Annotated in this window: 22 protein-coding genes; 9 read left to right on the top strand and 13 right to left on the bottom strand. The window is 74.0% G+C overall.

All coding sequences use genetic code 11. The features are described from left to right. Position 1 precedes the first annotated feature (1 nt). Positions 2-349 (bottom strand): ArsR/SmtB family transcription factor, encoded by a 348-nt coding sequence (locus ACFVX6_RS02305; protein ID WP_389687079.1) that lies wholly within the window; start codon positions 347-349, stop codon positions 2-4. A gap of 120 nt (positions 350-469) precedes the next feature. After that, positions 470-1,570: an NADH:flavin oxidoreductase/NADH oxidase gene (locus tag ACFVX6_RS02300; protein WP_389687077.1), complete on the bottom strand. Its 1,101-nt coding sequence runs from the start codon at positions 1,568-1,570 to the stop codon at positions 470-472. A 241-nt stretch (positions 1,571-1,811) separates the two neighbouring features. On the opposite strand from ACFVX6_RS02300, the gene ACFVX6_RS02295 reads away from it, so the two are divergent. Continuing rightward, positions 1,812-2,903: a WD40/YVTN/BNR-like repeat-containing protein gene (locus ACFVX6_RS02295; RefSeq protein ID WP_389687075.1), complete on the top strand. Its 1,092-nt coding sequence runs from the start codon at positions 1,812-1,814 to the stop codon at positions 2,901-2,903. 54 nt (positions 2,904-2,957) lie between these two features. Here ACFVX6_RS02295 and ACFVX6_RS02290 read toward each other — a convergent pair whose 3' ends face one another. Then, the gene (locus tag ACFVX6_RS02290) at positions 2,958-4,592 is read right to left on the bottom strand and encodes a von Willebrand factor type A domain-containing protein (protein ID WP_389687073.1); all 1,635 of its coding nucleotides are present in this window, start codon (positions 4,590-4,592) and stop codon (positions 2,958-2,960) included. Positions 4,593-4,773: 181 nt separating this feature from the next. Here ACFVX6_RS02290 and ACFVX6_RS02285 point away from each other — a divergent pair, with 181 nt between their 5' ends. Both ACFVX6_RS02285 and ACFVX6_RS02280 read left to right on the top strand, forming a co-directional pair. Then, a complete protein-coding gene (locus tag ACFVX6_RS02285) occupies positions 4,774-5,460 on the top strand; it encodes a uracil-DNA glycosylase (protein ID WP_389687071.1) in 687 nt (228 codons plus the stop codon). A gap of 120 nt (positions 5,461-5,580) precedes the next feature. Beyond that, entirely contained in the window at positions 5,581-6,495 is a 915-nt protein-coding gene (locus ACFVX6_RS02280; protein ID WP_389687069.1) for a sirohydrochlorin chelatase, read from the top strand. A gap of 120 nt (positions 6,496-6,615) precedes the next feature. On the opposite strand, the gene ACFVX6_RS02275 is transcribed toward ACFVX6_RS02280, so the two are convergent. The 3 genes from ACFVX6_RS02275 to ACFVX6_RS02265 all read right to left on the bottom strand — a co-directional run bounded on the left by ACFVX6_RS02275 (position 6,616) and on the right by ACFVX6_RS02265 (position 9,461). Beyond that, positions 6,616-7,704 (bottom strand): lactonase family protein, encoded by a 1,089-nt coding sequence (locus ACFVX6_RS02275; protein WP_389687067.1) that lies wholly within the window; start codon positions 7,702-7,704, stop codon positions 6,616-6,618. A gap of 55 nt (positions 7,705-7,759) precedes the next feature. After that, the gene (locus ACFVX6_RS02270) at positions 7,760-8,917 is read right to left on the bottom strand and encodes a nitric oxide synthase oxygenase (RefSeq protein WP_389687065.1); all 1,158 of its coding nucleotides are present in this window, start codon (positions 8,915-8,917) and stop codon (positions 7,760-7,762) included. A 259-nt stretch (positions 8,918-9,176) separates the two neighbouring features. Then, complete coding sequence (locus ACFVX6_RS02265; protein ID WP_389687064.1) at positions 9,177-9,461, bottom strand: hypothetical protein; 285 nt, start codon at positions 9,459-9,461, stop codon at positions 9,177-9,179. A 136-nt stretch (positions 9,462-9,597) separates the two neighbouring features. On the opposite strand from ACFVX6_RS02265, the gene ACFVX6_RS02260 reads away from it, so the two are divergent. Beyond that, positions 9,598-10,623 carry a LuxR C-terminal-related transcriptional regulator gene (locus ACFVX6_RS02260; protein ID WP_389687062.1) on the top strand — a complete coding sequence of 342 codons (1,026 nt, stop codon included), beginning with the start codon at positions 9,598-9,600 and terminating at the stop codon, positions 10,621-10,623. Here the strand turns inward: ACFVX6_RS02260 and ACFVX6_RS02255 are convergent. From ACFVX6_RS02255 to ACFVX6_RS02240, 4 genes are all read right to left on the bottom strand, one after another. Further along, complete coding sequence (locus tag ACFVX6_RS02255; protein ID WP_389687225.1) at positions 10,597-12,108, bottom strand: FUSC family protein; 1,512 nt, start codon at positions 12,106-12,108, stop codon at positions 10,597-10,599. The two genes, ACFVX6_RS02260 and ACFVX6_RS02255, sit on opposite strands and share 27 nt — an antisense overlap. A gap of 314 nt (positions 12,109-12,422) precedes the next feature. After that, positions 12,423-12,851 (bottom strand): universal stress protein, encoded by a 429-nt coding sequence (locus tag ACFVX6_RS02250; protein WP_389687060.1) that lies wholly within the window; start codon positions 12,849-12,851, stop codon positions 12,423-12,425. Between the two features lie 87 nt (positions 12,852-12,938). Beyond that, the gene (locus ACFVX6_RS02245; protein ID WP_389687058.1) at positions 12,939-14,537 is read right to left on the bottom strand and encodes an APC family permease; all 1,599 of its coding nucleotides are present in this window, start codon (positions 14,535-14,537) and stop codon (positions 12,939-12,941) included. A gap of 45 nt (positions 14,538-14,582) precedes the next feature. Further along, positions 14,583-15,176, bottom strand: a complete 594-nt coding sequence (locus ACFVX6_RS02240; protein WP_389687056.1) for a histidine phosphatase family protein — start codon at positions 15,174-15,176, stop codon at positions 14,583-14,585. Between the two features lie 251 nt (positions 15,177-15,427). Between ACFVX6_RS02240 and ACFVX6_RS02235 the strand changes: the two genes are divergently transcribed. Next, entirely contained in the window at positions 15,428-16,009 is a 582-nt protein-coding gene (locus ACFVX6_RS02235; protein ID WP_389687054.1) for an RNA polymerase sigma factor, read from the top strand. Here ACFVX6_RS02235 and ACFVX6_RS02230 read toward each other — a convergent pair. From ACFVX6_RS02230 to ACFVX6_RS02220, 3 genes are all read right to left on the bottom strand, one after another. Next, on the bottom strand, positions 15,909-16,955 hold the full coding sequence (locus tag ACFVX6_RS02230) for a MerR family transcriptional regulator (protein WP_389687052.1): 1,047 nt from the start codon (positions 16,953-16,955) through the stop codon (positions 15,909-15,911). The two genes, ACFVX6_RS02235 and ACFVX6_RS02230, sit on opposite strands and share 101 nt — an antisense overlap. Before the next feature lie 35 nt (positions 16,956-16,990). Then, positions 16,991-18,451: a cryptochrome/photolyase family protein gene (locus ACFVX6_RS02225; protein WP_389687050.1), complete on the bottom strand. Its 1,461-nt coding sequence runs from the start codon at positions 18,449-18,451 to the stop codon at positions 16,991-16,993. Positions 18,452-18,640: 189 nt separating this feature from the next. After that, positions 18,641-20,146, bottom strand: coding sequence for an SDR family oxidoreductase (locus ACFVX6_RS02220; protein ID WP_389687048.1), 1,506 nt, complete (start codon positions 20,144-20,146; stop codon positions 18,641-18,643). Between the two features lie 177 nt (positions 20,147-20,323). Between ACFVX6_RS02220 and ACFVX6_RS02215 the strand changes: the two genes are divergently transcribed. The 4 genes from ACFVX6_RS02215 to ACFVX6_RS02200 are packed head-to-tail and all read left to right on the top strand — an operon-like array spanning position 20,324 to position 24,433. Next, positions 20,324-21,616, top strand: coding sequence for an NAD(P)/FAD-dependent oxidoreductase (locus tag ACFVX6_RS02215; RefSeq protein ID WP_389687046.1), 1,293 nt, complete (start codon positions 20,324-20,326; stop codon positions 21,614-21,616). Continuing rightward, positions 21,613-22,371: a DUF1365 domain-containing protein gene (locus ACFVX6_RS02210; RefSeq protein WP_389687044.1), complete on the top strand. Its 759-nt coding sequence runs from the start codon at positions 21,613-21,615 to the stop codon at positions 22,369-22,371. Before ACFVX6_RS02215 ends, ACFVX6_RS02210 begins: the two co-directional genes overlap by 4 nt. Next, positions 22,368-23,630, top strand: coding sequence for a class I SAM-dependent methyltransferase (locus ACFVX6_RS02205; RefSeq protein WP_389687042.1), 1,263 nt, complete (start codon positions 22,368-22,370; stop codon positions 23,628-23,630). Before ACFVX6_RS02210 ends, ACFVX6_RS02205 begins: the two co-directional genes overlap by 4 nt. Before the next feature lie 56 nt (positions 23,631-23,686). Beyond that, complete coding sequence (locus ACFVX6_RS02200) at positions 23,687-24,433, top strand: DUF1295 domain-containing protein (RefSeq protein ID WP_389687223.1); 747 nt, start codon at positions 23,687-23,689, stop codon at positions 24,431-24,433. Positions 24,434-24,441 lie beyond the last annotated feature (8 nt).

Genomic DNA, 24,441 nt, shown 5'->3' with positions numbered 1-24,441 from the left:
CTCAGCCGCCGTCGCGCGCCTGCTCGGCGGCGGCCGCCGCGAGGACGCCGTCGAGGAGCCCTGGGAACAGCTCCGCCAGCTCGGCGCGGCGCAGCCCGTTCAGCTTGGCCGTGCCTCGGTAGCACTGGCGCACGACACCGCTCTCGCGCAGGACCCGGAAGTGGTGCGTGGTCGTGGACTTGGTGACCGGGAGCTCGAAGTACGAGCAGGCCAACTCGGCGTCCGTGGCCGCGAGATCGCGGACGATGGACAGCCGGACCGGGTCGGAGAGGGCGTGCAGGATCCCTTCGAGCCGGATCTCGGCGGCCTCGGGGTGGGCGAGGACACGGGCCGCGTCACGTTCCGTCATGTCCGTACTCCACTCGCTGGGTGATCCCTGGTCTTCGCCTCCATCGTACGAGAACCATCGTAGGAGTGGAGCCGAACGGCGGGGTGCGGCGCGGGACCCCCGTCCCCGCGCCGCACCGGTTCACCAGGAGCGGTGGTACTGCTCGGGCGTACGGATCTCCGCGCCGAGCTCGGCGGCCGCGCGGCGGGCCCAGAACGGGTCGCGCAGCAGCTCGCGGCCCAGCAGGACGGCGTCGGCCTCGCCGTTGGCGAGGATCTTCTCGGCCTGCTCCGGCTCGGCGATCAGACCCACGGCGGCGACCGGGAGGGTGGTCTCGGCCTTGACCCGGGCCGCGAAGGGCACCTGATAGCCGGGGCCGACCGGGATCGTCACACCGGGGGCGAGGCCTCCGGTGGAGACGTCGAGGAGGTCCACGCCGTGCGCTTCCAGCAGCCCGGCCAGCCGGACGGTCTCGTCCGCGGTCCAGCCGTCCCCCTCCAGCCAGTCGGTGGCGGAGATCCGGAAGAACAGCGGCAGTTCCTCGGGCCACACCGCCCGTACGGCGTCGACGACTTCGAGGGCGAGGCGGGTGCGGTTCTCGAAGGAGCCGCCGTACTCGTCGGTGCGCTTGTTGCTGTGCGGGGAGAGGAACTCGCCGATCAGGTATCCGTGGGCGCCGTGGATCTCGACGACCTGGTAGCCGGCGGCGAGCGAGCGCCGGGCGGCGGCCGCGAACTGCTCCACGACGTCCCGGATCTCCCGGACCGTCAGCTCGTGCGGGACCTGGTGGTCCTCGGAGAACGGCACGGGGCTCGGGGCACTGGGCAGCCAGCCGTGCGCCTCGGGGCCGACGGGCTGCCCGCCCTTCCAGGTGCGGTCGGTGGAGGCCTTCCGGCCGGCATGGCCGAGCTGGATTCCGGGGACCGCACCCTGGCTCTTGACGAAGGAGACGATCCGGCGCAGCGCCTCGACCTGGGTGTCGTTCCAGATGCCGAGGTCGTACGGGGAGATCCGCCCCTCGGGGGCGACGGCCGTGGCCTCCTGGATGATCAGGCCGGTGCCGCCGGTGGCGCGGGCCGCGTAGTGCGCGAAGTGCCAGTCGTTGGCCACGCCGGCGTCCGGGCCGAAGGCCCCGGCGCTGTACTGGCACATCGGGGCCATCCACACCCGGTTCGGCACGGTGACCGAGCGGATGGTCCACGGCTGGAACAGCGCGGCGAAGGAAACGGGTGCAGCACTCATGAGGGGTCTCCAGAGGCGACTGGAAGCGCACCGGGGAGTCGGTCGCTAAGTACGAGATTCACCGTACTACGAAATCTCTCGTAGTACGAGACCCTTCGTATGACCGGGCGGCGAGGGGCGGGCGGCGAGCGCCGGGCGGCGTGGCGCGGGCTCGCGCGCGGCACCCGGCCGCTGTCAGTGGCCGGGTGCAGACTGGCTGAGAAGCTGCCGTGCAGGACAAAGACGTCCGGAGGTGTCGGCCATGACCGACGTGGTACTGCTCGCGGGGACCCGCAAGGGACTGTTCATCGGCCGCCGGGGCTCCGGCGGCACCTGGGAGTTCGGAGAGCCGCACTTCAACGCCCAGGCGGTCTCCGCCGTCGCCATCGACCGGCGCGGCGGCGCGCCCCGGCTCCTGGTCGCCGGGGACAGCACGCACTGGGGGCCGTCCGTCTTCAGCTCCGACGACCTGGGCGCGACCTGGCGGGAGCCCGCCGCGGCCGCCGTGAAGTTCCCCGAGGACACCGGTGCCTCCCTGGAGCGGGTCTGGCAGCTCCATCCGGCCGGCCCCGAGGCCCCCGGCGTGGTCTACGCCGGGACCGAGCCGGCCGCGCTGTTCCGCTCCGCCGACCGCGGCGAGTCCTTCGAGCTGGTCCGCCCCCTGTGGGAGCACCCGACCCGGGACAAGTGGGTCCCGGGCGGCGGCGGCGAGGGCCTGCACACGGTGATCACCGACCCGCGCGACCCGGACCTGGTCACGGTCGCGGTCTCCACGGCCGGGGTGTTCCGCACCACGGACGGCGGGGCGAGCTGGGCCCCGTCCAACCACGGGGTCTCGGCGGTGTTCCTGCCCGAGCCGGACCCCGAATTCGGCCAGTGCGTGCACAAGATCGCCCAGGACGCGGGGGACACCGATCGGCTGTACCTGCAGAACCACTGGGGTGTCTACCGCAGCGACGACGCCGGGACCCGCTGGACGGACATCGGCGCAGGCCTGCCCTCCGACTTCGGCTTCGCCGTGGCCGCCCACCCGCACCGGCCCGGCACCGCCTACGTCTTCCCGCTCAACGCCGACATCGACCGCGTCCCCGCGGAGCACCGCTGCCGGGTCTTCCGGACGCAGGACGCGGGCGCCACCTGGGAGCCCTTGACGAAGGGCCTCCCGGCCGGGGACCACTACGGCACGGTGCTGCGCGACGCGCTCTGCACGGACGACGCGGACCCGGCCGGGATCTACTTCGGCAACCGCAACGGCGAGCTGTACGCCAGCCACGACGACGGGGACAGCTGGCAGTTGCTGGCCGAGCACCTCCCCGACGTCCTGTGCGTACGGGCCGCCGTGCTGCACGGCTAGCGGCGGCGGCCCGCATCCGCGTGCGCACCCGCGTTCGCACCCGGGTCCGGGCCCTCAGCCGGTGAGCCCCCGGGCCTGGTGCACGGCCTGCGCGAGCTGGCGTACGGCCGGATCCTCGGTGCTCCCGGCCAGCCGGTCCGCGTGCCCGGCCAGGCTCCCCAGCGGGGCCGCGCCCGGCACCCGCTCCCAGCCGCCGTCGCGCTCGCGCAGGGCGGAGGCGAAGTAGGCGGCCACCGCGGTGACCTGGAAGCGCGTGGACGCCGCGGTCCACACGTCGCCGGACAGGGCCGCCGCCTCGATCTTGCCGGATTCCTCGTGCGGCGCGCGGGTGCGCGGGTCCAGCCAGCGCACCGTAGCCGTCGCCAGGTGTCCGGTGGCGCCGGGGCGCAGCCGTACCGCGTAGAGGGCGGTCACGGAGTGGCCGGAGCCGACCTCTCCCCCGTCCACGGTGTCGTTCCTGAAGTCTCCGTCGGCGACGCGGCGGTCGTCGTAGCCGATCAGCCGGAACCGTTCGACGGTCTGCGGATCGAAGGCGACCTGCGCCTTCGCGTCGCGGGCCCGCAGCTGCACCTGCGCCGGGAGGTCCTCGCAGAACACCTTGCGGGCGCCCTCCTTGTCGGAGACGTAGGTGGTGTGCCCGTCGCCCCGGTCGGCGAGCTGTTCCATGAAGGCGTCGTTGTACTCGCTGCCCACGCCCACGCCGAACAGGGTGATCCCGTGCTTGGTCCGGGCCTCGCCGATCCGGTTCAGGATGGTGTCGGCGGAGGTGGCGCCGGTGTTGGCCAGGGCGTCGGAGAGCAGGACGACCCGGTTGGTGGCCCCGGGCCGCAGCGACTCGACCGCGACCTCGTACCCGCGGGTGACCCCGGCCTCCACGTTGGTCGAATCGGCGGTGCGCAGTGCGGCGATCACCTCGTGGATCCGCTCGCGGTGGCCTTCGACACGGGTCATCGGCAGCCGGGTCTGGGCCTTGCCGCTGAAGGTGACGATGGCGACCGAGTCGTCTTCGCGGAGCTCGTCGGTCATCAGGCCCATGGAGGTGCGGACGAGGTCGAGGCGGCCCGGCTCCGCCATGGAACCGGAGACGTCCACGACGAAGGTGAGCGCCGCGGGCGGGCGGGCCTCGGCGCCGTCCGCCCCGCCGTTGCCGACCCGGGTGGCGAGGCCGACGCGGACCAGCGACCAGTTCGCCTCGGTGGTGCGGGCTCCGTCCACGGTGACGGAGAAGCCGTCGCCGTCGGGCTCCCGGTAGTCCTGCCGGAAGCTGTTGACGAACTCCTCGGGGCGCACGGTGGCGGGGTCGGGGAGCTTGCCGTCCGCGAGGGTGCGGCGGGCGTACCCGTAGCTCGCGGTGTCCACGTCGAGCGCGAAGGTGGAGAGGTAGTCGGCGGGCGGTGCGGTGGGGCGCCGCCCGTCGCTCTCCCCTTCCGCGCTCTCTCCGCCGGGGCGGGTGGCGGACGGCCGCGGCCCGGAGTCGCCGCCCTTCCACTCCCCGTCGGCGCTGCGGTTCGAGCCGCCGCTTCCGCAGCCGGTCAGCAGGAGGCCGCCGGCGAGGAGCGCGGCGGTCAGTCTGCCGTGGGTTCTCCGCCGGGCCGGACGGGTCCTGCGGGATGCGCCGGAGGCGCTGGGCGTGCGGAGCGTGGTGCGCGTGCGGGGTGTGCCGGGCGTGCGGTCCTCATGGGGCTCCATACCGTCTCCCTCGAACGTCATCGGTGTTGAATGTGACGTCCGGGACGGAGAGTTGGAGCAATCGAACCAGTTGCGAACAGGTATCGAAGCGACAACGGGCGGCCGGCGAGGCACCGCGGGACCCCGCGCCCGCTCGAGGGGTGGCACCGGGCGGCGGACTGGGCCAGTAGAGTGATCGACCGTGGCAGCACGACCGTTGAACGAGATCGTCGAGCCGGGCTGGGCCCGGGCTCTGGAGCCGGTGGCGGCGCAGATCGCCGCGATGGGCGACTTCCTGCGCGCGGAGATCGCGGCGGGCAGGACCTACGTGCCCGCGGGGGCGAACGTGCTGCGCGCGTTCCAACAGCCCTTCGACGAGGTGAAGGTGCTGATCGTCGGGCAGGATCCGTACCCGACGCCGGGGCACGCGATCGGCCTCTCCTTCTCCGTGGCCCCCGAAGTCAGCCCGTGGCCCCCGAGCCTCGACAACATCTTCCGCGAACTGCACGCCGATCTCGGCACGGGCCGGCCCCGGAACGGGGATCTGACCCCGTGGACCCGGCAGGGCGTCCTGCTGCTGAACCGCTCGCTCACCACGGCACCGCGCAAGCCCAACGCCCATCGCGGCAAGGGCTGGGAGGCGGTGACCGAGCAGGCCATCCGCGCGCTCGCGGCCCGCGGCAAGCCCCTGGTGTCGGTGTTGTGGGGGCGCGAGGCGCGCAACCTCCGGCCGCTGCTGGGCGATCTGCCGGCCGTGGAGTCGGTGCACCCCTCGCCGATGTCCGCGGACAACGGGTTCTTCGGCTCCAGGCCGTTCAGCAGGACCAACGACCTGCTGGTCCGCCAGGGCGCGCAGCCGGTGGACTGGCGGCTTCCCGCCACGGGGTGACCCCAGGGTGACCGAGGAGCCGAACGGTATCTGACATTCCTTGGATAAATACGGACAGATGCCGCCGGAGAAGGCCCTGCCCGAACACCCGGTTTCGATAAACCAGTAGCATGCGGCGCCATGAGCTCCCCCACTGGGCCCGCAAATGGCCTGCCCGTACGAATGCCGCGACCCCGCCAGACCGGACGGCACCGCCGGCCCGAGCCCGCGGTGGCGCCCGAGGGCGCGCCCGCGCTGGTGCTCGCCGTGCCCGGTGCCCCCTCGGCCGCCTCGCGGGGGATCGCGGAAGAGATCATCAGCATCGGCCGCTCCGAGCTGCCCGGCCTGGACGCCCGGGTCGGTTTCCTCGACGGTGACGACGCCACCGAGTTCCCGTCCCTGTCCGGCGTGCTGACCGCCGTCGCCCGCGATCGCGCCGCGCGCGCCGAGGCCGCCCGCGCCGCCGGGCAGGAGGTGCCCGCGCCGACCGGCCCGGACGCCGTGGCCGTTCCCCTGCTGGCCGGCCCCGACGGGGATCTGCTGCGCCGCATGCGCCAGGCCCTGATGGACTCCTCGGCCGCCGCCGAACTCGCCGACCCGCTCGGTCCGCACCCGCTGCTCGCCGAGGGGCTGCACGTGCGGCTGTCCGAGGCCGGTCTCGCCCGCGCCGACCGGGCCAGGCTCTTCAGCGTGACCACGGCCGCCGACGGCATCGTCCTGGCCACCACCGGTGGCGAGGAGGCCGTGCAGGCCGCGGGCATCACCGGCATGCTGCTGGCCGCCCGCCTCGCCGTGCCGGTGATGGCCGCCGCGCTGGACGAGGAGGGTTCGGTGGCCGCGATCGCCGACCAGCTCCGCCGCGAGGGTTCGACCCAGCTCGCGCTGGCCCCGTACCTGGTCGGCCCGGAAGCCGCCGAGGGACTCCTCGACACCGCCTGCAAGGAGGCCGGCTGCAGCGCCGCCGACGTGCTCGGCGCGTACCCCGCGCTCGGCAAGCTGGCCGTCGCGCAGTACTCCGCCGCCCTCGGGATCACCCAGGGCGCCGCCGCCCACTGACCTCCCCGGCTCATGCCGTACGTACGAGGGCCCGCGCCCCGGACTGTTCTGAATCGAACGGGCCGGGGCGCGGGCCCTCCTACGTGCGGCGGTACGGCGCCGTCCGGTGCCTCTGGAGGCTCAGCCGAAGACCACGCAGGTGGCGGCGGGCACGGCCACCGAGCCGGCCCGGCGCGGCTCGCCCGTCACTCGGTCCACGTCGAACCAGGTGACATCGCCGGAGCGCTCGTTGGCCGCGTACAGCCGGCGCCCCGAGGGGTCGGCGGCGAGATCGCGCGGCCAGTTGCCCCCGCACGGCACGGTGCTCGTGAGCAGCGGTTTCTCCGCGCCGTCGGCGAGGGAGAAGGTGGCGATGGTGTCGGCTCCACGGACGGCCGCCCAGACGAAACGGCCGTCGGACGAGGTCACGACGGCCGAGGGGTAGGCCGCTGCGGCCCCTGGAGCGCCCGTGGAAGCGATCGGAACCTCGCCGACCGGTTGGAGCTCGCCCGACTCCCCGTTCCAGCGGCAGACGGTCAGCTGCGGCTCCAGCTCGTGCAGTACGTAGACCACCTGGCCGGAGGGGTGGAAGGCGAGGTGCCGGGGGCCGGTCCCGGCACGCAGCGCGGTCTCGGCGTGGAGCGCCGGGGTTCCGGTGACGGGGTCGAGCGCGCAGACCCGTACCGAGTCGGTGCCGAGGTCGACGCTGAGCACCCAGCGGCCGCCGGGGGCGGGCAGCACCTGGTGGGCGTGCGGGCCCTTCTGCCGGCCGGAGTCGGGGCCCGAGCCCTGGTGGGCCAGTACGGCGGCGGGCTCCCCGATCGAGCCGTCGGCGGCGAGCGGGAGGCTGCTGACGCTGCCCGAGGTGTAGTTGGCGGTCAGCAGCCGGCGCCCGGCCACGCTGAGGTGGGTGGGGCCGGAGCCGCCGACGCGGACGACCTCGCCGAGGGGGACGAGCCCCGCGGCGGCGGTCCGGAAGGCGCCCACGGCGCCCTCCTCGGCCTCGCTCACGGCGTACAGCACGCCGGCGACGGGGTCGTGCGCCAGGTACGAGGGGTCCGCGACGGCGTCCGTGGCCGAGAGCGGGGTCAGCGCTCCGGTGGCCGGATCCACGGCCGCGGTGGTGACACCGCGGCCGCCCCCCGAGGTGAACGAGCCGATCCAGGCCCGGTGTTCGCCGCCGTGGGCCGTACGGTCCGTACCGCCCACACCACTGTCCGCGTCGCCCACGGGAGGCCCCTCTCCGCCGTTCCGGATCCGTTCCTGAGCGACGGTAACAGAAGGTCTAGACCAAATCCCGCCCTTGGGCCCGTTCTTGGGCGCCGGGATGGTGGACGTAAGCGGTCGAGCTCGGCCGGTCCTCGTAGGTGCGGTGGAAGACCGGGGTCGCCGACCCGGAGATGGGCGGCACGATCCAGGACCAGTCCGCGCCCACGTCACGACCCTTGCGCTCCTCCTTCTCCAGGTGGGTCAGGAAGCGCCGGGACTCCGTGTGGTGGTCGGCGATGGTGACCTTGGCCCGGTCGAAGGAGTGCAGCACCGCCCGGTTGAGCTCGACGAGGGCGCGGTCCTTCCAGAGGGAACGGTCGCTGGCGGTGTCGAGGCCCATGCGGCGGGCGACCGCGGGCAGCAGGTTGTAGCGATCGGTGTCGGCGAGGTTGCGGGCGCCGATCTCGGTGCCCATGTACCAGCCGTTGAAGGGCGCCGCCGGGTAGTGGATGCCACCGATCTCCAGGCACATGTTGGAGATCGCGGGTACGGCGTGCCAGCGCAGGCCCCAGTCCGACCAGCCGTCACCGCCCGCCGCTCCGTCGGGGTGCTCGATGGGCACCTCCAGCACGGCGTCCGCCGGGACGTCGAACCAGCGGGGTTTGTCGTCGACCCCCTGCACGACCAGCGGGAGGAGGTCGAAGGGGGTGCCGGGGCCGCGGGACCAGCCGAGGGCGAGCAAGGCGCTCGTGAGCTCGGCGTTGCGGGCGTCGCCGACGGTTATCGAGGGGTGGTCGCCGTAACCGGCGTACCGGACCAGCTGTTCGCTCCAGATGACCGGGCCGGGACGGTCCGGGGTGTCGGGGGCGAAGACCGTGATGGTGGGCCGGACCCGGCCGCCGTTGGTGGCCTCGCGCAGGTGCTCGAAGCACTCTTCGGCGATCCCGTCGGCGTCGGTGAGCCCGCGGCGGTCGCGTACGCGCAGCGAGTTCCAGTACAGCCTGCCTATGCAGCGGTTGCTGTTGCGCCACGCGACGCGGGCGCCGTGCTCCAGCTCCTCGGGAGTGTGCCGGTACGTACCCGTCTCGGCGAGCTCGGCCCGTACGGCGGCGAGCCGCTCGCGCGGATCACCCGCGTCCGCACTGCCGGCGTGCTCCCTGTGGAACAGTCGGATGAACTCCTCGGCCGCTTCCCACACCTGAGCGGTGCTGGAGCACTCTTGAAGTATTTCCATTCCGGGCGGTTACCCCCTGTCCGATCCGACCAGGTCCACCCCGCGCGCCGTATAGGGACGCCAGCCGGATGAATGTGCAATGAACAATCACCCGTTGTACACGCCGCAGGTCAGCGGTGTGCGGAAGGCGCGCCCGGAACACTCCTCCGTGTGATCTTCATCGATCGGCCTGCGCACGGGACATGGGGAGTCGTACCATCCGCGACAGTGCCGGACCGCACGCCGAGGCGCCTTCCGCGTCGCCCGGTCGCCCGACCGCTCAGAGGCGCGCCTCGTCGTGGATCACGCGGACCGCTGCGGTGGCGGCGACGACCGCGGAGCGGGCGGAGCCCAGCGCCTCGCGGGCCGCCTCCAGGCCGCCTTCGCGGGAGAGCAGGGCCGAGGCGTCGGCGGCGCAGTCGATCAAGTGCAAAGCCACCCGGGCGAGTTGCTCGTCGGAGCCGTATGCGTCGTCCACGGCTTTGCGCGCCCGGGCCAGCATGTCCAGCGCCTCGGTCAGTTCCGCCGGCGGAATCCTGCGCTCGGAACGAATGTTTCGCTTCACCGTCGCCACTCCCGCCACCGGTCATGTGGGTCATTTCGCGATCACCAGGCAGGAAGGATCCTGCCGTTCCCCTCCCCCGCGGCCAACGGGCCGGGGCATCCTGATCTTGCATTGCCGGAACAAGAAGGGGGTCCAGATGAACACCAACACCGCACATCCCGACATGGACGGCTGCACGTCGGTCTGCGGCGACTGCGCGGCCGGTTACCGAAGGGCATTACGCGAGGGCGGCTTATCGGGGACCGTTCCGAGGTGCCTGATCGCTTTCGGGCTGCTGCGGAAACTGGAGGGCTCCACCGAGCACCTCCCGGTACCGCCCTCGGTCGCCGCGATCACCCTCGCGCGGCCGATCAAACGGGCCATCCTGGACCAGCGGGCCGCGCTCGACACGCTGATCGCCTCACTCTCCCCGCTGGACGCCGTCTACCGGCACGAACGCCAGCGCCACAAGGCCCACGTACAGCCGCTGATCGGCCGCGAGGTCATCGACACCGCCGTTCAGGGAGCCCTGGAGACCTGCTCGGAGGAACTGCTCAGTGCGCACCCCGAGGGCGGCCGTCCCTCCGGGGCGCTGGCCGACGCGCTGCCCCGCGATCTCTCCCCGGCCGGCCGGGGAGTTCGCCAGCGCACGATCTACGGCCACACCGTCCGGGCGCACGGCCCGACGCTCGCCCACATCGAACGGGTCACCCAAGAGGGCGCCGAGGTACGGACGGTGGGCGAAAGGTTCGAGCGGCTGATCGTGTGCGACCGGTCGGCCGCGTTCATCGCTGTCCTCACCGAGAGCGGAAAGGAGGCGTACGCCCTGGAAATCCGCGAACCCGGCCTGATCCAATACCTCACGAAAACCTTCGAGGCCGTGTGGGAACGGGCCGTCCCCGTCGAGTTCGACACGACGGGACAACGCCCTCCCCGGCTCACCGACGAAATCCAGCACGCGATTCTCGAACTCATGGTGAGGGGGCATACGGACGAGGCCATTTCCAAACGGCTCGGCCTGAGCACCCGCACCATCGGCGCGCACATCAAACGCGCTTCGACCCGCTTCGGAAGCCGCAGCAGGGCCGAACTCGGTTTCAGCCTCGCGAAGGCCGGAGTCCTCGACACCGGCCGGGACGCGCCCGGCACCCCGGGGTCAGGCGCCCACCAGCCGGGAGCGTGACGCGCTGCGCAGGGGTCCGTCGAGCTGGGCGAGAAGCCGCTCCAGACCGTGCAGGTGCGCCAGCGCGGGCCCCGAGGCGGCCCGCGCGGGGTTCACGGCCGCCGCGGCCGGCCGGAGCTCCGCCTCCGCGGCACGTTCCGCTTCCGGCGCCAGCAGGGCTTCCACCGCGGCCTCCACGCGCCAGCACGCCGCCGCGAGCCGGGCGTCGTGGCTCGCGTCCGGGTCCGCCGCCACCGAGACCAGTCCGCGGACCTCCACGGCGCATTCGTCGAGCAGCGCGAGCACCCGGCGGGCCCTGGCCTTGCGGCCGCGGTAGGGGCTCAGCGGGTGGACGAGCGGAGCCAGGGAGAGCCGTACCCGGCCCAGGAACAGTTCCAGCTCCGCGGCGTGCGGCGCGGGGTCGGCGACCGGGGAGCCGGCGAGCCGGGCCGCGGCCTCGGCCGTGCAGGTGCGCACGCAGCGCAGGGCGCGCTGGATCCACATGTCGTTGGTCGCGTGGGTGGTCACCGGGAGCACCAGGATCACGGCCAGCCCGGCGCACACCGCGCCGACGGCCGTCTGCTCCAGGCGCAGCACGAGCAGACCCGGATCGAGTACGCCCAGCAGTCCGTAGAGCAGGCCGGCCATCACCGTCACGGCCAGCATCATCCAGCTGTAGGACACGGCGGCGGTGTAGAAGATCCCGAAGACGCAGAGCGCCACCAGGGCGGCCGTGGGCGCCGGCGCCCCGTTCAGCGGGATGGCGATCAGCAGGCCCGCGCCGATCCCGAACACCGTGCCGAGCACCCGGCGGAAGCCGCGGACCAGGGTCTCGCCGCGCGAGGCGGTGTTGACGAAGATCCACCAGGTGGTGCCGACAGCCCAGTACCAGCGGTCCTCCGACAGGAGCTGGCCGATGCCCAGCGCGACCGCGCAGGCGGCGGTGGCCTGGAAGGCCTGGCGGGTGGTCGGCCGGGCCAGCCCGGTCCCGGGCGGCGCGGGCGGTACGGCGGCGGGCGGTACGCGGCGCTCGATCGGCCACAGCACGAACCGCACGGCGCCGGCCGACAGGAGGGCCAGTGCGACGGCCGCGTAGAGCTCGGGCAGCTGCCCCGGCCGGGCGTGCAGGAATTGCGTGATGAAGAAGTTCATGAACGCGAAGATCCCGAGGGCGTGGCCGCGCGCCCCCCACCGGCGGGCGTAGACCCCGGCGAACACCACGGCGACGAACACCGCGTCGCGGGCCTGCGGTACGCCGTGCAGGGTGGTGGCCAGGGCCAGCACGGGGAAACCGGCGGCCGGCAGGAGGGCGGTGGTCACCCGCTGGGCGCGCACGGTCGAGTCGGTCACCGTGAAGAGGGCGAGCAGGGCCGCCAGTCCCCCGGTGATCGACGCGACGAGCGAGAGCCCGCAGAGCTCGGCCACGGCCACGGCGAGAGCGACGCCGACGACGGCCCGGGACGCGTTCCTCAGCCTTGCGCGCCCCGGATCCGGAGCCACGAACATCCTCTTCACGGCGGTGTGCCGCCCCCCTTGCGATGGAGCACGCCGGGCCCGCTTCCGCCCGGGGGTGGTGGGCGGTGGACGGGCACGGCGAAGGCGCCACGGTCCGGAGCGGCTTCGTTGCCGTCCGGCGCTGCGTGGCGCCGTAGATACATGGATACGACACAGATAAGCACCCACGGGTGCAATGGCTCAACTCAGCCCGCTCCCACTGGGCCATTGGCACAGCAGATGGCGGTGATCTTCGGCCATGAGGAGACCAACGGACCCGCCCGGCGGCGTACCGCTGTTCGCGTCCCCGAAGGCGGAGCGGCGGGTCAGCCCCCGGGGGCGTGCTCGGTCGGGACGCACAGGACCGGGACCGGGGAGAGGTGCAGGAGTTTGTGCGGGGTGGATCCCAGCAGGGCGCCGCGGATCGGGCTGTCGCCCCAGCTCCCCACGATGATCACCCGGGCGTCGTGCCGTTCGGCGGCGGCGAGCAGTGCCTGGGCCGGCTTCTCGTCGGCCACCACGACCGTGGACGGAACTCCCGCCTCGTCGGCGGCCTCCACGGCTCTCGCGAGCGCGCTGCGGCCGGCCTCCCGGACGGCTTCCCGGTGCGCGCGGTACTCCTCGCCGGTGGGGCCGGGGGCGGCGGCCCCGTAGACGAGGACGAGCGGCTCGCCGAAGGCGGTGGCCACCTCCAGGGCCACGCGCAGGGCGCGCTCGGCGCCGGGCGACTCGTCGTACCCGAGGACGACGGACATCGGGGCTCCTCTCCGGCTTCCGGCCGGTGCTGCGGGGTGACACGGGACTGCGGGTTACGGGGCTACGGGACTGCGGGGCTGCGGCGTTCAGGGCTTCGGGACTTCCGGGCTCCGGGACTTCTTGGGCGCGTGGACGAGGGCCGGGTCGGCGACGCCGCGCCGCTCCTGCCAGAAGCGGCCGTCCCTGATCCGCCAGAAACACATGACGAGGACGCCGACGACGGCGATGCCGATCCCGATGACCAGCGGCGGGCCGAGCCCGAACCAGGAGACGCCGCTCGCCGAGTTCTCCGGGTCGGACATGTCGTCGACCGACTGCACGAGCAGCCAGGCCAGCAGGCCGGCGCCGAGCACCGGGCCGAGGCCGATCAGCAGGAAGTTGTGCACGCTCTCCAGCAGGTGGCGCCGGTAGTAGACGGCGCAGGCCAGGCCGGTGAGCGCGTAGTAGAAGGAGATCAGCAAGGAGAGTGCGGTCAGCGAGTCCAGGAGGGCGTTCTCGCTGATCTGGTTGACCGCGAGGTACCAGGCGATGGCGATGCCGGCCACCCACCAGGTGCTCACGTCCGGGGTCCGGAACCGGGGGTGGATGTGCGAGAGCTTCGGCGGCAGCGCGTGTCGGCGGGCCATGGACAGGGCGGTGCGGGAGGCGGGGATGATCGTGGTCTGGGTGGAGGCGAGGGCGGAGGTGCAGACGGCGAGCAGGACGACCCAGTCCCAGCCGCCCATGACCTCGTGCGCGAGGACCGCGAAGACGGCCTCCTCCTCGCCGGCGTTCTCGGCGAGGAACTTCGTCCCGGCGTAGCCGACGACCGCGAAGCCGACGGACAGGTACGTCACCAGCAGGACGACGGTGGACCAGATGCCGGCCTTGCCGGGTGCGGTGGCCGAGTTCTCGACCTCCTCGGTGAGGTTGACCGCCGACTCCCAGCCCCAGTAGATGAACACGCCGAGCAGCAGCCCGCCGGTGAGGGCGGCGCCGCCGGCGCCGAAGGGGTTGAGCCACTCGAGCGCGGGTCTGGTGCCGTCGAGGCTGCTGGTGCCGGCGTAGACGCGGTAGAGGGCGACCACGGCGAAGACCAGCAGGAAGAAGACCTGGGCGAGGATCAGGACGTCCTGGAGCCGGGCCGACATCTCGGTGCCGATGACGCAGACCGCGGTCATGGCCAGGATCACGACGACGGTCAGGCTCTGGCGCAGCGCCTCGTTCGCGGCCCAGCTGTCGAGTCCGGCGGCGAGCAGTCCGAAGTGGACGGCCACGTCGGCCAGCGAGCCGATGACGAGGACGCCGGTCATCGCGATGGCCCAGCCGCCGAGCCAGCCCGCCCAGGGGCCCATGGCGCGCGTCACCCACGAGAAGGTGGTCCCGCAGTCCTGGTCGACCTTGTTGAGGTAGTAGAAGGCGGCGGCGATCAGCAGCATCGGGACGAAGGAGGCCAGCATGACGCCGGGCGCGTAGATGCCGGCGAGTGCGACGATCGGCCCGATGACCGCGGCCAGGGAGTAGGCGGGCGAGGTCGAGTTCAGGCCGATGACGAGCGCGTCGAGGAAGCCGATCGCGTTGGCCTTGAGCCCCGGTTCCGCTTCGGCGGAGTCCCCGGCGGCGGAGTCCGTGACGGCCCTCGCTCCCGGTTCCGGCGCCGGTTCCGGGGGCTCAGGGGGCACGCCGTCCGAGCCATGGTGGGCCATGTACGCATCGTCACGCAGACGGGGCCGGCGCGCGAGGCGGGGGCGTCAGGGGCGGGTGTTCCAGCCCGCGACCACGGGCAGGCCGTGCTCCGTGGACAGCATGCTGAAGGTGCCCGTACGGAGCAGGAAGAGGCGTCCCGCCTCGGGCGGCAGACCGAGGTAGCGGGCGGTCAGCACCCGCAGCAGGTGCGCGTGGGCCACCAGGACGACATTGCCCCGGTCGGCGTGCAGCACCTCGGCCGCCCGGGCGAGCACCCGGTCCGCGCGGGCCCCCACTTGGGCGGCGTTCTCGCCGGGGTGCTCCTCGTCGCCGGGTGGCACCCCGTCGGTCCACAGGGACCAGTCGGGGCGCTCGCGCAGGATCTCGGCGGTGGTGATGCCCTCGTAGCCGCCGTAGTCCCACTCGTACAGGTCGGGGTCGGTGGCCGCGCCGGTCAGGCCGGCGAGCTCCGCCGTGGCGGCCGCCCGGCGCAAGGGGCTGGTCAGGACCAGGGCGGGGCTGCGGTCGCGGAAGTACGGGAAGAGAGAGATGGCCTCCTCGACCCCGCGCGGGGTCAGCGGGACGTCGGTGCGCCCGGTGTGCCGTCCGGTCGCGCTCCAGGCGGTCTCGCCGTGCCTCACCAGCAGCAGATCGCTCACTCTCCGGACCCTAGTCCCTGCGCGTCCCTGCGGCATCGCGGCACGGTCCCTGCGGCGTGCGGTGCAGGATCCGGGCGCGGCGGGGGCTGGGCCGGGTCCGGATCCGGCGCGGCGGGGGCTGGGCCGGGTCCGGATCCGGCGCGGCGGGGGCTAGGTCGGGTCCGGATCCGGGGCATCTCGGTGCCTCGGCGAAATCGATGCGCAAGCGGTGCAAGTTGGCCTGCGCGGCCCCGCTCGCGAGGCTCGGGGGCATGAACGACCAGGACGACGCCCGGCTGGCGGCGGGGTTCGCGGCGGGTGACGAGGAGTGCGTGGCGGCGGTCTACCGGCGCTGGCGGCCTCTGGTGCACGCCCTCGCCCGGCGCTCGCTCGGCGACGAGCGGGAGGCCGAGGACGTGACCCAGCAGGTCTTCCTCGCCGCGTGGCGGGGCCGCGGCGGATACCGGCCCGGGCCGGGCGGCCTCGGGGCCTGGCTGACCGGCATCACACGGCACAAGGTGGCCGACGCCCTGGAGGCCCGCACCCGGCGGGCCCGGGTGGTCCAAGCCGCCGCGCGCGTCTGCGTGCAGGCCCGGTCGGAGCCGGGCCCGGAGCGGGCCGTGGAACGGGTGGTGCTCCTCGGCGAGTTGGCCCGGCTGCCCTCGGCGCAGCAGCGGGTGCTGCGGCTCGCCTTCTACGCGGACCTGACCCAGTCGCAGATCGCGGACCGCACCGGGCTCCCGCTCGGCACCGTCAAGAGCCACATGCGGCGGGCGCTGCAGGTTCTGCGGCAGTCCCTGGAGCATTCCCTCGAGCATTCCCTCGAGCGCGGGGTGCCAGAACCGATTCGATGACGGCCAGCCCCGAGCGGAGCCCGAACAGCCGCTCGGCGCGGGCGGGCGGGGCCGCGGCCGCGGCGCCCCAGCCGGGCCCGGCGAGCAGCAGCGCCGAGTGGCCGCGGGCGCCGCGCGGGCCCCACTCGATGTCCGCCACCGACCTGGCGAGGGAGGCGTCCGCGGTCGTACGGGACTGCGCCCACAGGACGACCGCCCGCGGACCCGTCCGCCGGACTGCGTCGCGCAGGGCGTCGGCAGGCAGGGCCGCCCCGAACATCCGTACCGGCAGGGCCCGTTCGCCGAGAGTGGCGGCCAGCGCCTCCATCGGCAGGCTGTGTTGCTCCCCGGGCGTGCAGGCCAGCAGCACGGGCGGGGCCGGGAACGGCTCCGGGGCGGGCCGGATCCGGTGCAGGGCCGCGGAGACGTACCAGGACAGGAGGTGCTCGACCTCGACGTAACGCTCCCCCGCCGTGGCCCACTTGCGGCCCACGGCGTGCAGGGTCGGCGCGATGACCTCCTCCCAGGCGGTGACCGGGCCCAGCTCCGCGAGCACGGCCGCCAGCAGGTCCTCCACGGCCGGCGCGTCCAGTCGTACGGCGGCCCGCGCGAGCCCCCTGCACTCCGGGCGGACGTCCCCGAGGCGCAGCGCGCGGGGCCCTCCGGGGGTCGGGGCGGCGGCATCCGATGCGGGCGGGCCGTCCGGGGCGGCGCCCCGGGCCACCCGGGCGGCTTCGGACGGGGGTGCGCCCTGGGCGGTGAGGCGGCACATCAGCTCCAGCCGGGCGATGTCCGCGGGGGTCCAGCGCCGGTGCCGGCCCGCTTCGCGGCGGTCCGGGCCGATGGCATAGCGGCGCTCCCAGGAACGCAGCGTGGTCGGGGAGACGCCGAGGCGCCGGGCGACCGCCCCGGTGCCGAGGGCTACGGGCGGGGGCTGCAGCTGGGGCTGCGGGGGTTCGGGCTCCACCGCTCCACCGTACGGCGCGGCGGGCGGGCGGGGGGTCACGCGGAGCCCGGGCGCCCTGCGGAGCCCGCGCGTCCTGCAGATCCCGGCACCGGCCTCTGCCCCTGCCCCTCCCCCTCCCCGGCTTCCGGCCCCGCCCCGCGGCCCGTGCGGAAGCGGTCGAGGCCGTCGGCGAGGCCGACCAGCGGGTCGGGGTAGTCGTAGCCCGCCCGTTCCAGGCCGGGAAGCCGCCAGGGCTCGTGCACGCGCGGGGCGGGGAGTCCGGCCAGTTCGGGGACCCAGCGGTGGACGTAGCTGCCGTCGGGGTCGTACCGCAGGCCCTGGCGCACCGGGTTGAGGACCCGGTTGGGGCGGGTGTCGGTGCCCGTGCCCGCCACCCACTGCCAGTTGAGCTGGTTGTTGGCGAGGTCCCCGTCGACGAGGAGGTCCATGAAGTGGCGGGCTCCGACGCGCCAGTCGACGTACAGGGTCTTGGCGAGGAAGCTCGCGACCAGCAGCCGGCCCCGGTTGTGCAGCCAGCCCTCGTGGGCCAGTTGGCGCATGGCCGCGTCCACGACCGGGTAGCCGGTGCGGCCCTCCTTCCATGCCCGGGTGTCCTCCTCGGCGTCGGGGCCGGTGCGCCAGCGGTCGCCGCGGTCCCGATAGTCCGCGGTGGCGACTTCGGGCCTGGCCGCGAGCACCTGGTGATGGAAGTCGCGCCAGCACAACTGCCGTACGAAGGCCTCCGCGCCGGGGCCACCGGCAGCGCGGGCGCGGTGCACGGCCTCGGCGGGCGAGAGCGTGCCGAAGTGCAGGTGCGGGGAGAGCCGGGAGGTGGCGTCGGCGGCCATGTCGTCGTGGGTCTCGGGGTAACGGTCGATGCCGGAGCGCAGCCACCGGGCCAGCAGTCGGCGCGCCTCGGACTCCCCTCCGGGGGCGAGACCCGGGGAGGTGCCGGTGACGGCGGCACGCTCGGGCAGGGGCTCGGAGCGGATCGCGTCGGGCACCGGGACGGCGCGGGGCGCGGGAGCGGCGGCCCGCAGGGGGTGCTCCGACCAGCGGCGGTGGTACGGGGTGAAGACGGCGAAGTGGTCCGACCCGGTGGACCCGGTGGGAGTGACGGCCCCCGGGGCGACCGCGGTGATCACGGCGTCGTGGACGTGGAACCGCCTGCCCTCCGCTTCGAGGGCCACGCGCAGCCGCTCCTCGCGCGCATGGGCGTAGGCGCTGACTCCGGCCGCCATGTGCACTTCGTCCGCGTCGGCCTCCCGTACGAGGGCCATGGTCGCGGCGACCGGATCGCCGGACCGTACGACGAGGCGGCCGCCGCGGGAGCGCAGCCCGGCATCGAGGCCGGCGAGGCAGTCGGCGAGGAAGGCGAGCCGGTTGGGCGGGGCGGCGATCGACGGATCGCGCACGAAGAGCGGCACGACCTGCGCCGAGGAGGACAGGGCGGCCCGCAGCGGCGGATGGTCGTGCAGCCGGAGGTCGGAGGTGTAGAGGACCACCGCGACGTTCATGGGGTTCGCTCCGCGTGGGGGATGGGGGGACGGACTGTCGTGAGGTACTTCGCCGCCGGGCCCGCTCCCGGATGCGGGGGCGGTGACTTCGGCCCCGCCCGAGCTCCGGATCCGCCCGCGCTCCGGCCCTGTCCGGGTGCGGCCGCGCCGGCCCGTCCGCGTGGGACCCCGTCCGCGGGTGTGCCGGGGCTACGCCGCAGCACTGTCGGCGTCGTCCGCGCGCTCCGCCGCGCGGGCGATGTTGCGTGCCATGCCACCGAAGACGACGGCGTGGAACGGTGACACGCTCCACCAGTACACATGGCCGAGCAGGCCGTGCGGATGGAACAGCGCCCGCTGGCGGTATCGGGATCCGGCTTCCCCCGGGGACGGTGGATCGACGTGCAGTTCCAGCCAGGCCAGCCCCGGCAGCCGCATTTCGGCGCGCAGCCGCAGCAGCCGGCCCGGTTCGATCGCCTCCACCCGCCAGAAGTCCAGGGAGTCCCCCACCCGCAGCCGCGCGGCGTCCCGGCGGCCGCGCCGGATGCCGACTCCGCCGACGAGCCGGTCCAGCCAGCCCCGTACGGCCCAGGCGAGCGGGAAGGAGTACCAGCCGTTCTCCCCGCCGATGCCCTCCACCACCCGCCACAGCGCCGCGGCCGGTGCCTCGACGGTCAGCTCCCGACGATCGGTGTAGAGGCTGCCGCCGGCCCAGTCGGGGTCGGTGGGCAACGGGTCGCTCGGTGCGCCCGGAACGGCGGCGGAGGACCAGCGGGTGGTCACCCGGGCCTCGCGGATGCGTCGGAGGGCCAGTGCAAGGGCCTCGTCGAAGCCGATGGGCGCGCCCGGCGGGTCCGGGACGTGGACGGCGATGTCGTGCTCCGCGCAGACCACCTCGTGCCGCAGGGATTCGGCGAGCGGCCGGGCCAGCGCCCTCGGCACGGGGGTGACCAGGCCGATCCAGTGGCTGGACAGCCTCGGAGTGAGCATCGGGACCCGCAGGATGAGGCGGGCGGGCAGCCGCGCGACGGCGGCGTAGCGGCGCATCATCTCCTCGTACGTGAGCACGTCGGGCCCGCCGATGTCGAAGGCCCGGTTCACCTCGGGCGCCATGCCCGCGCTGCCGACGAGGTAGCGCAGCACGTCGCGGACGGCGATGGGCTGGCAGCGGGTGCCGACCCAACTGGGGGTGACCATGACGGGCAGCCGTTCGGTCAGGTAGCGCAGCATCTCGAAGGAGGCGGACCCGGACCCGATGACGACGGCGGCGCGCAGCACGGTCGCCGGAACGGATCCGGCGAGGAAGATCTCGCCGACCTCGGCGCGGGAGCGCAGGTGCGGTGAGAGGCTCCGGACGGGGATGTCCGCGGGGGTGAGGCCGCCGAGGTAGACGATGCGGCGGACCCCGGCGGCGCGGGCCTCGTCCGCGAAGGCTCGGGCGGCGTCCCGGTCGCGTTCCTCGAAGCCGGATCCGGTGCCGAGGGAGTGCACGAGGTAGTAGGCGACGTCGATGCCGGTCATCGCCCCCGCGAGGGACGGGGGGTCGGTGACGTCTCCCCGGACGATCTCGGCGTCCCCGGCCCAGGGATGGTCGCGCAGTTTTTCGGGGGTGCGGGCCAGGCAGCGGACCCGGTGCCCGGCGTCCAGGAGTTCGGGTACGAGGCGTCCGCCGATGTATCCGCTGGCCCCGGTGACCAGGCAGTTCTTGCCCGTCATGGCTGTCTCCGCTCTTCGCGCCCTGCTCTTCGGTACCTCCGCCCCCTGCTTCCGATTCGCCGCGGCGCGCCGGATCGGATGCGGGATTCCCCCGGACGGCACATCCAAGAGCCCCCTCGGCTCCGAAGAAGGGGTGCCGGGGTGCCCCGGGTGACGGGGTGACGAGAGAGGTACACGATGACCGAGCGAGGGGCGCCGCGCCCGCGGACGGCCGTGATCGGCGGGGGCGTGTCGGGGCTGACGGCGGCGTACGTCCTCGCGCGCTCGCACGAGGTGACCCTGTACGAGGCGGACGACCGGCTGGGCGGGCACGCGCACACCCACGAGCTCAAGGGGCCGGACGGGGTGGTGCGCGCGGTGGATTCGGGATTCATCGTCCACAACGACCGCACCTACCCGCACCTGCTGCGGCTCTTCGGCGAGTTGGGGGTGGCCACCCGGCCGACGACGATGAGCCTGTCGGTCCACTGCGAGGGGTGCGGGCTGGAGTACGCGGGTGCGCGGGGGCCGCGCGGGCTGTTCGCCCGGCGCCGGTCCGCCGTGAACCCGGAGTACCTGAGGATGCTGGCACGGATCCCGGCGTTCCACCGGCGGGCCAGGAGACTGCTGGCCACCACCACCGCGACCGCGACCGCGACCGGCGAGATCACCCTGGCCGAATTCCTGGAACGGGGCCGCTTCGGGGCCTACTTCACCGCGCACTTCGCGATCCCGCTGGTCGCCTCGGTGTGGTCCTGCCCGCCGAACACGGCGCTCGGGTACCCGGCCCGCTACCTGTTCCGGTTCCTGGAACACCACGGCATGCTGTCGGTGGGCGGCTCGCCGAACTGGCGTACGGTCGAGGGCGGCTCGGCGCGCTACGTCGAGCGGGTCCGCGATCGGCTGGACGCCGTGTGCCTCGCCGCTCCCGTACGGGCGCTCGCGCGCACCCCGCAGGGCGTGTCGGTCACCACCGCCGGCGGGGCCACCGACCTCTACGACGCGGTGGTCGTCGCCGTCCACGCCGATCAGGCGCTGCGCTTGCTGGCCGATCCGACGGACGCGGAACGCGCCGCGCTCGGCGCCTTCCGCTACTCCCGCAACCGGACCGTGCTGCACACCGACACCTCGGTGCTGCCGCGCACGCCCGGCGCCCGGGGCTGCTGGAACTACCGGCTCTCGGGGTGCCGGCCGGCCGATGCGCACGTACGGGTCAGCTACGACATGAACCGGCTCCAGGGGCTGGACGGGCCGGAGCCGTACGTGGTCACGCTGAACGCGGACGACGAGGTGCGGCCGGAGTCGGTCCTGGCCGAGATGGAGTACGAACACCCCGTCTACACCACGGAGTCGGTGGCGGCCCAGCGGCTCCTGCCCGCCCTGTCGGGGCCCGTGACGGCCTTCGCCGGCGCCTATCACGGGTGGGGGTTCCACGAGGACGGCTGCCGCTCGGGCGTGGAGGCCGCCGCCGCGCTGGGGGTGACGTGGTGAGTCCCGGCCCGGCGGAGCCCCGTCTCTACCTGGCCGACGTACGGCACGTCCGGTCGGGCGGGAGCAGCTACCGGCTCCGGCACCGGACGTACCTGTGGCTGGTGGACCTCGACCGACTGCCGCCCCTCCCCCGGCCGTTGCAGCCGCTCGCCCGGTTCGAGGCCCGTGACCACTTCGGCGGCGGCGCCCCCTCCATCCGAGCCGGACTGGATGCGTTCCTCGCGGCGCGCGGCGCCGGACTCCCCGCGGGTTCCCGGGTGTTGATGCTGGCGCACGCCAGGGTGCTCGGCCACGTCTTCAACCCGCTGACCGTGTACTGGTGTCACGGACCTGACGGTTCCCTGCGCCAGGTGGTCGCCGAGGTGCACAACACGTACGGCGAACGGCACTGCTACCTGCTCCCTCCGGAGACCGCCCGGGGCGACCTCGACGTCGCCCCGGTCCCCAAGGAGTTCTACGTCTCCCCCTTCCTCGCGGTGGAAGGCGCCTACCGCATGCAGCTGCCCGAGCCGGGCGAACACCTCGCGCTGACCGTGCGGCTGGCCGGCGGTTCGGACGGCGCCCGCCTGACCGCGACCGTCCGCGGCGCACGCCGCCCCGCCGGCGCCCGCGGACTGCTGCGCGCCGCGCTGCGCCGGCCCTGGTCCACCGCCGCCGTCAGCGTCGGCATCCGCTACCACGGCGTCCGGCTGTGGCTGCGCGGGCTGCCGGTCCGCCCGCGACCCCGACACGTACCCCAGGAGGGCCTGAAGTGAGCACGTCGACCACCACCACCGCCGCCGCCCCGGCCGTACCGCCCTGCTCCCGGGCCAGGGCCGCCGTCGGGCGGCTGCTGATCCGCCGGGCCCTGGACCGGCTGCCGCTCCAGGTCCGGATGGGCCCCGACGGGACCCTGGGGCGGGGCGGCCCCGCGATGGCGGTGTACGACCCGGAGGCCTTCGAACGCCGGATCGCGGCGGAGGGACTGATCGGCTTCGGCGAGTCGTACCTGGCCGGGGAGTGGGACGCGCGCGACCCGGTCGCCGTCCTGACCGTGCTGGCCGGGCACGTGACGGGGCTGGTACCGGCTCCGCTCCAGCGGCTGCGCGGCCTGTGGGCCTCCCGACACCCGGCCTCGGACCGCAACACCCCGGACGGCTCGCGGACGAACATCCAGCGCCACTACGACCTGTCCAACGAGCTCTTCGCCGAGTTCCTCGACCCCACGATGACCTACTCCTCGGCGGTGTTCCGCACCCTGCCCGCCGGCCGGGAGGAGCTCGCCGAGGCCCAGCACCGCAAGATCGACATGCTGCTGGACCTGGCGGGGACCGGTCCGGGCACCCGGCTGCTGGAGATCGGCACGGGCTGGGGCGAGCTGGCCGTCCGGGCGGCCCGGCGCGGGGCGCACGTGGTCACCCTGACCCTGTCGCGGGAGCAGCGGGAGCTGGCCCTGCGCCGGATCGCGGCCGTCGGGCTGTCCGACCGCGTCGAGGTGCGGCTGTGCGACTACCGGGAGGCCGAGGGGAGTTACGACGCCATCGTGAGCGTCGAGATGATCGAGGCGGTCGGCGCCGAGTACTGGCCGGTGTACTTCGCCACGCTGGACCGGCTGTTGGCGCCCGGCGGGCGGGTCGCGCTGCAGGCGATCACCATGCCGCACGAGCGGATGCTCGCCACCAGGGACACGTACACCTGGATCCACAAGTACATCTTCCCCGGCGGCATGCTGCCGTCGGTGCGGGTGGTGGAGGAGATGGCGCGTTCGCACACCGGGCTGCGCGTGACCCGCTCCGAGGCCTACGGGGCCCACTACGCGCAGACCCTGCGGCTGTGGCGGGAGCGCTTCGCCGAGCGGGCCGACCGGGTGGCGGAGCTGGGCTTCGACGCGACGTTCCGGCGGATGTGGACCTTCTACCTGGCCTACTGCGAGGCCGGGTTCGCCTCCGGCTACCTGGACGTGCACCAGTTCCTGCTGACGGCCGAGACCGTCGGCAGCGCGGCGGCGCCGCCCCGGGGCGGTGGTCCCCGGTGAACTGGGGCGACTTCGGAATCAACCTGGCCGTCTCGGCGGGGGCGGCCCTCGCCGTCATGCTGGCCGCCTTCGCCGTCGGGGTCCGCCTGCGCAGGCACCGCGGAGTGGACGTGGCCTGGGGTCTGGGCTTCGTCTCCGTCGCAGTGGCCACGTACGCACTCTCGGGCGGCCGGCACCCGCTGCCGGCGGTCCTGGCGGTGGTGTGGGGCCTGCGGCTGGCCGGGCACATCGCGTGGCGGGGCCGGGGGCACGGCGAGGACCCGCGCTACGAGCGACTGCTCTCCAAGGCTCCGGGCAACCGGAACCTGTACGCGCTGCGCATGGTCTACCTGCTCCAGGCGGGCCTGGTCTGGCTGGTCTCGCTGCCCGTGCAGGCGGCGGCGTACGCGACCGGGCGTCCCGGGGTCCTGGCGGTGGCGGGCGCGGCGCTGTGGCTGTGCGGGCTGCTCTTCGAGGCGGTCGGCGACCACCAGCTGGCCCGGTTCAAGGCCGATCCCGCGAACCGGGGACGGATCATGGACCGGGGCCTGTGGTCCTGGACCCGGCACCCGAACTACTTCGGCGACTTCTGCGTGTGGTGGGGGCTGTCGCTGACCGCCTGGACCTCGGGCGGAGCGGTGGCGGCGTCGGTGGTCTCCCCTCTCGTGATGTCGTACCTGCTGATCGGCGGCAGCGGGAAGCGGCTGCTGGAGCGGCACATGGCGGAGCGCCCCGGCTACGCCGCGTACCGGGCCCGGACCAGCGGATTCCTGCCCCTGCCGCCCTGGCGAGCGCGGCGCCACCGCAGGTCACAGGGGGTTTGATCCGGGAC

This window comes from Streptomyces sp. NPDC058289 (assembly GCF_042880975.1).
GTDB classification, from domain to species: domain Bacteria; phylum Actinomycetota; class Actinomycetes; order Streptomycetales; family Streptomycetaceae; genus Streptomyces; species Streptomyces stoeckheimensis.
This window is presented reverse-complemented; position numbering and strand designations above follow the sequence as displayed.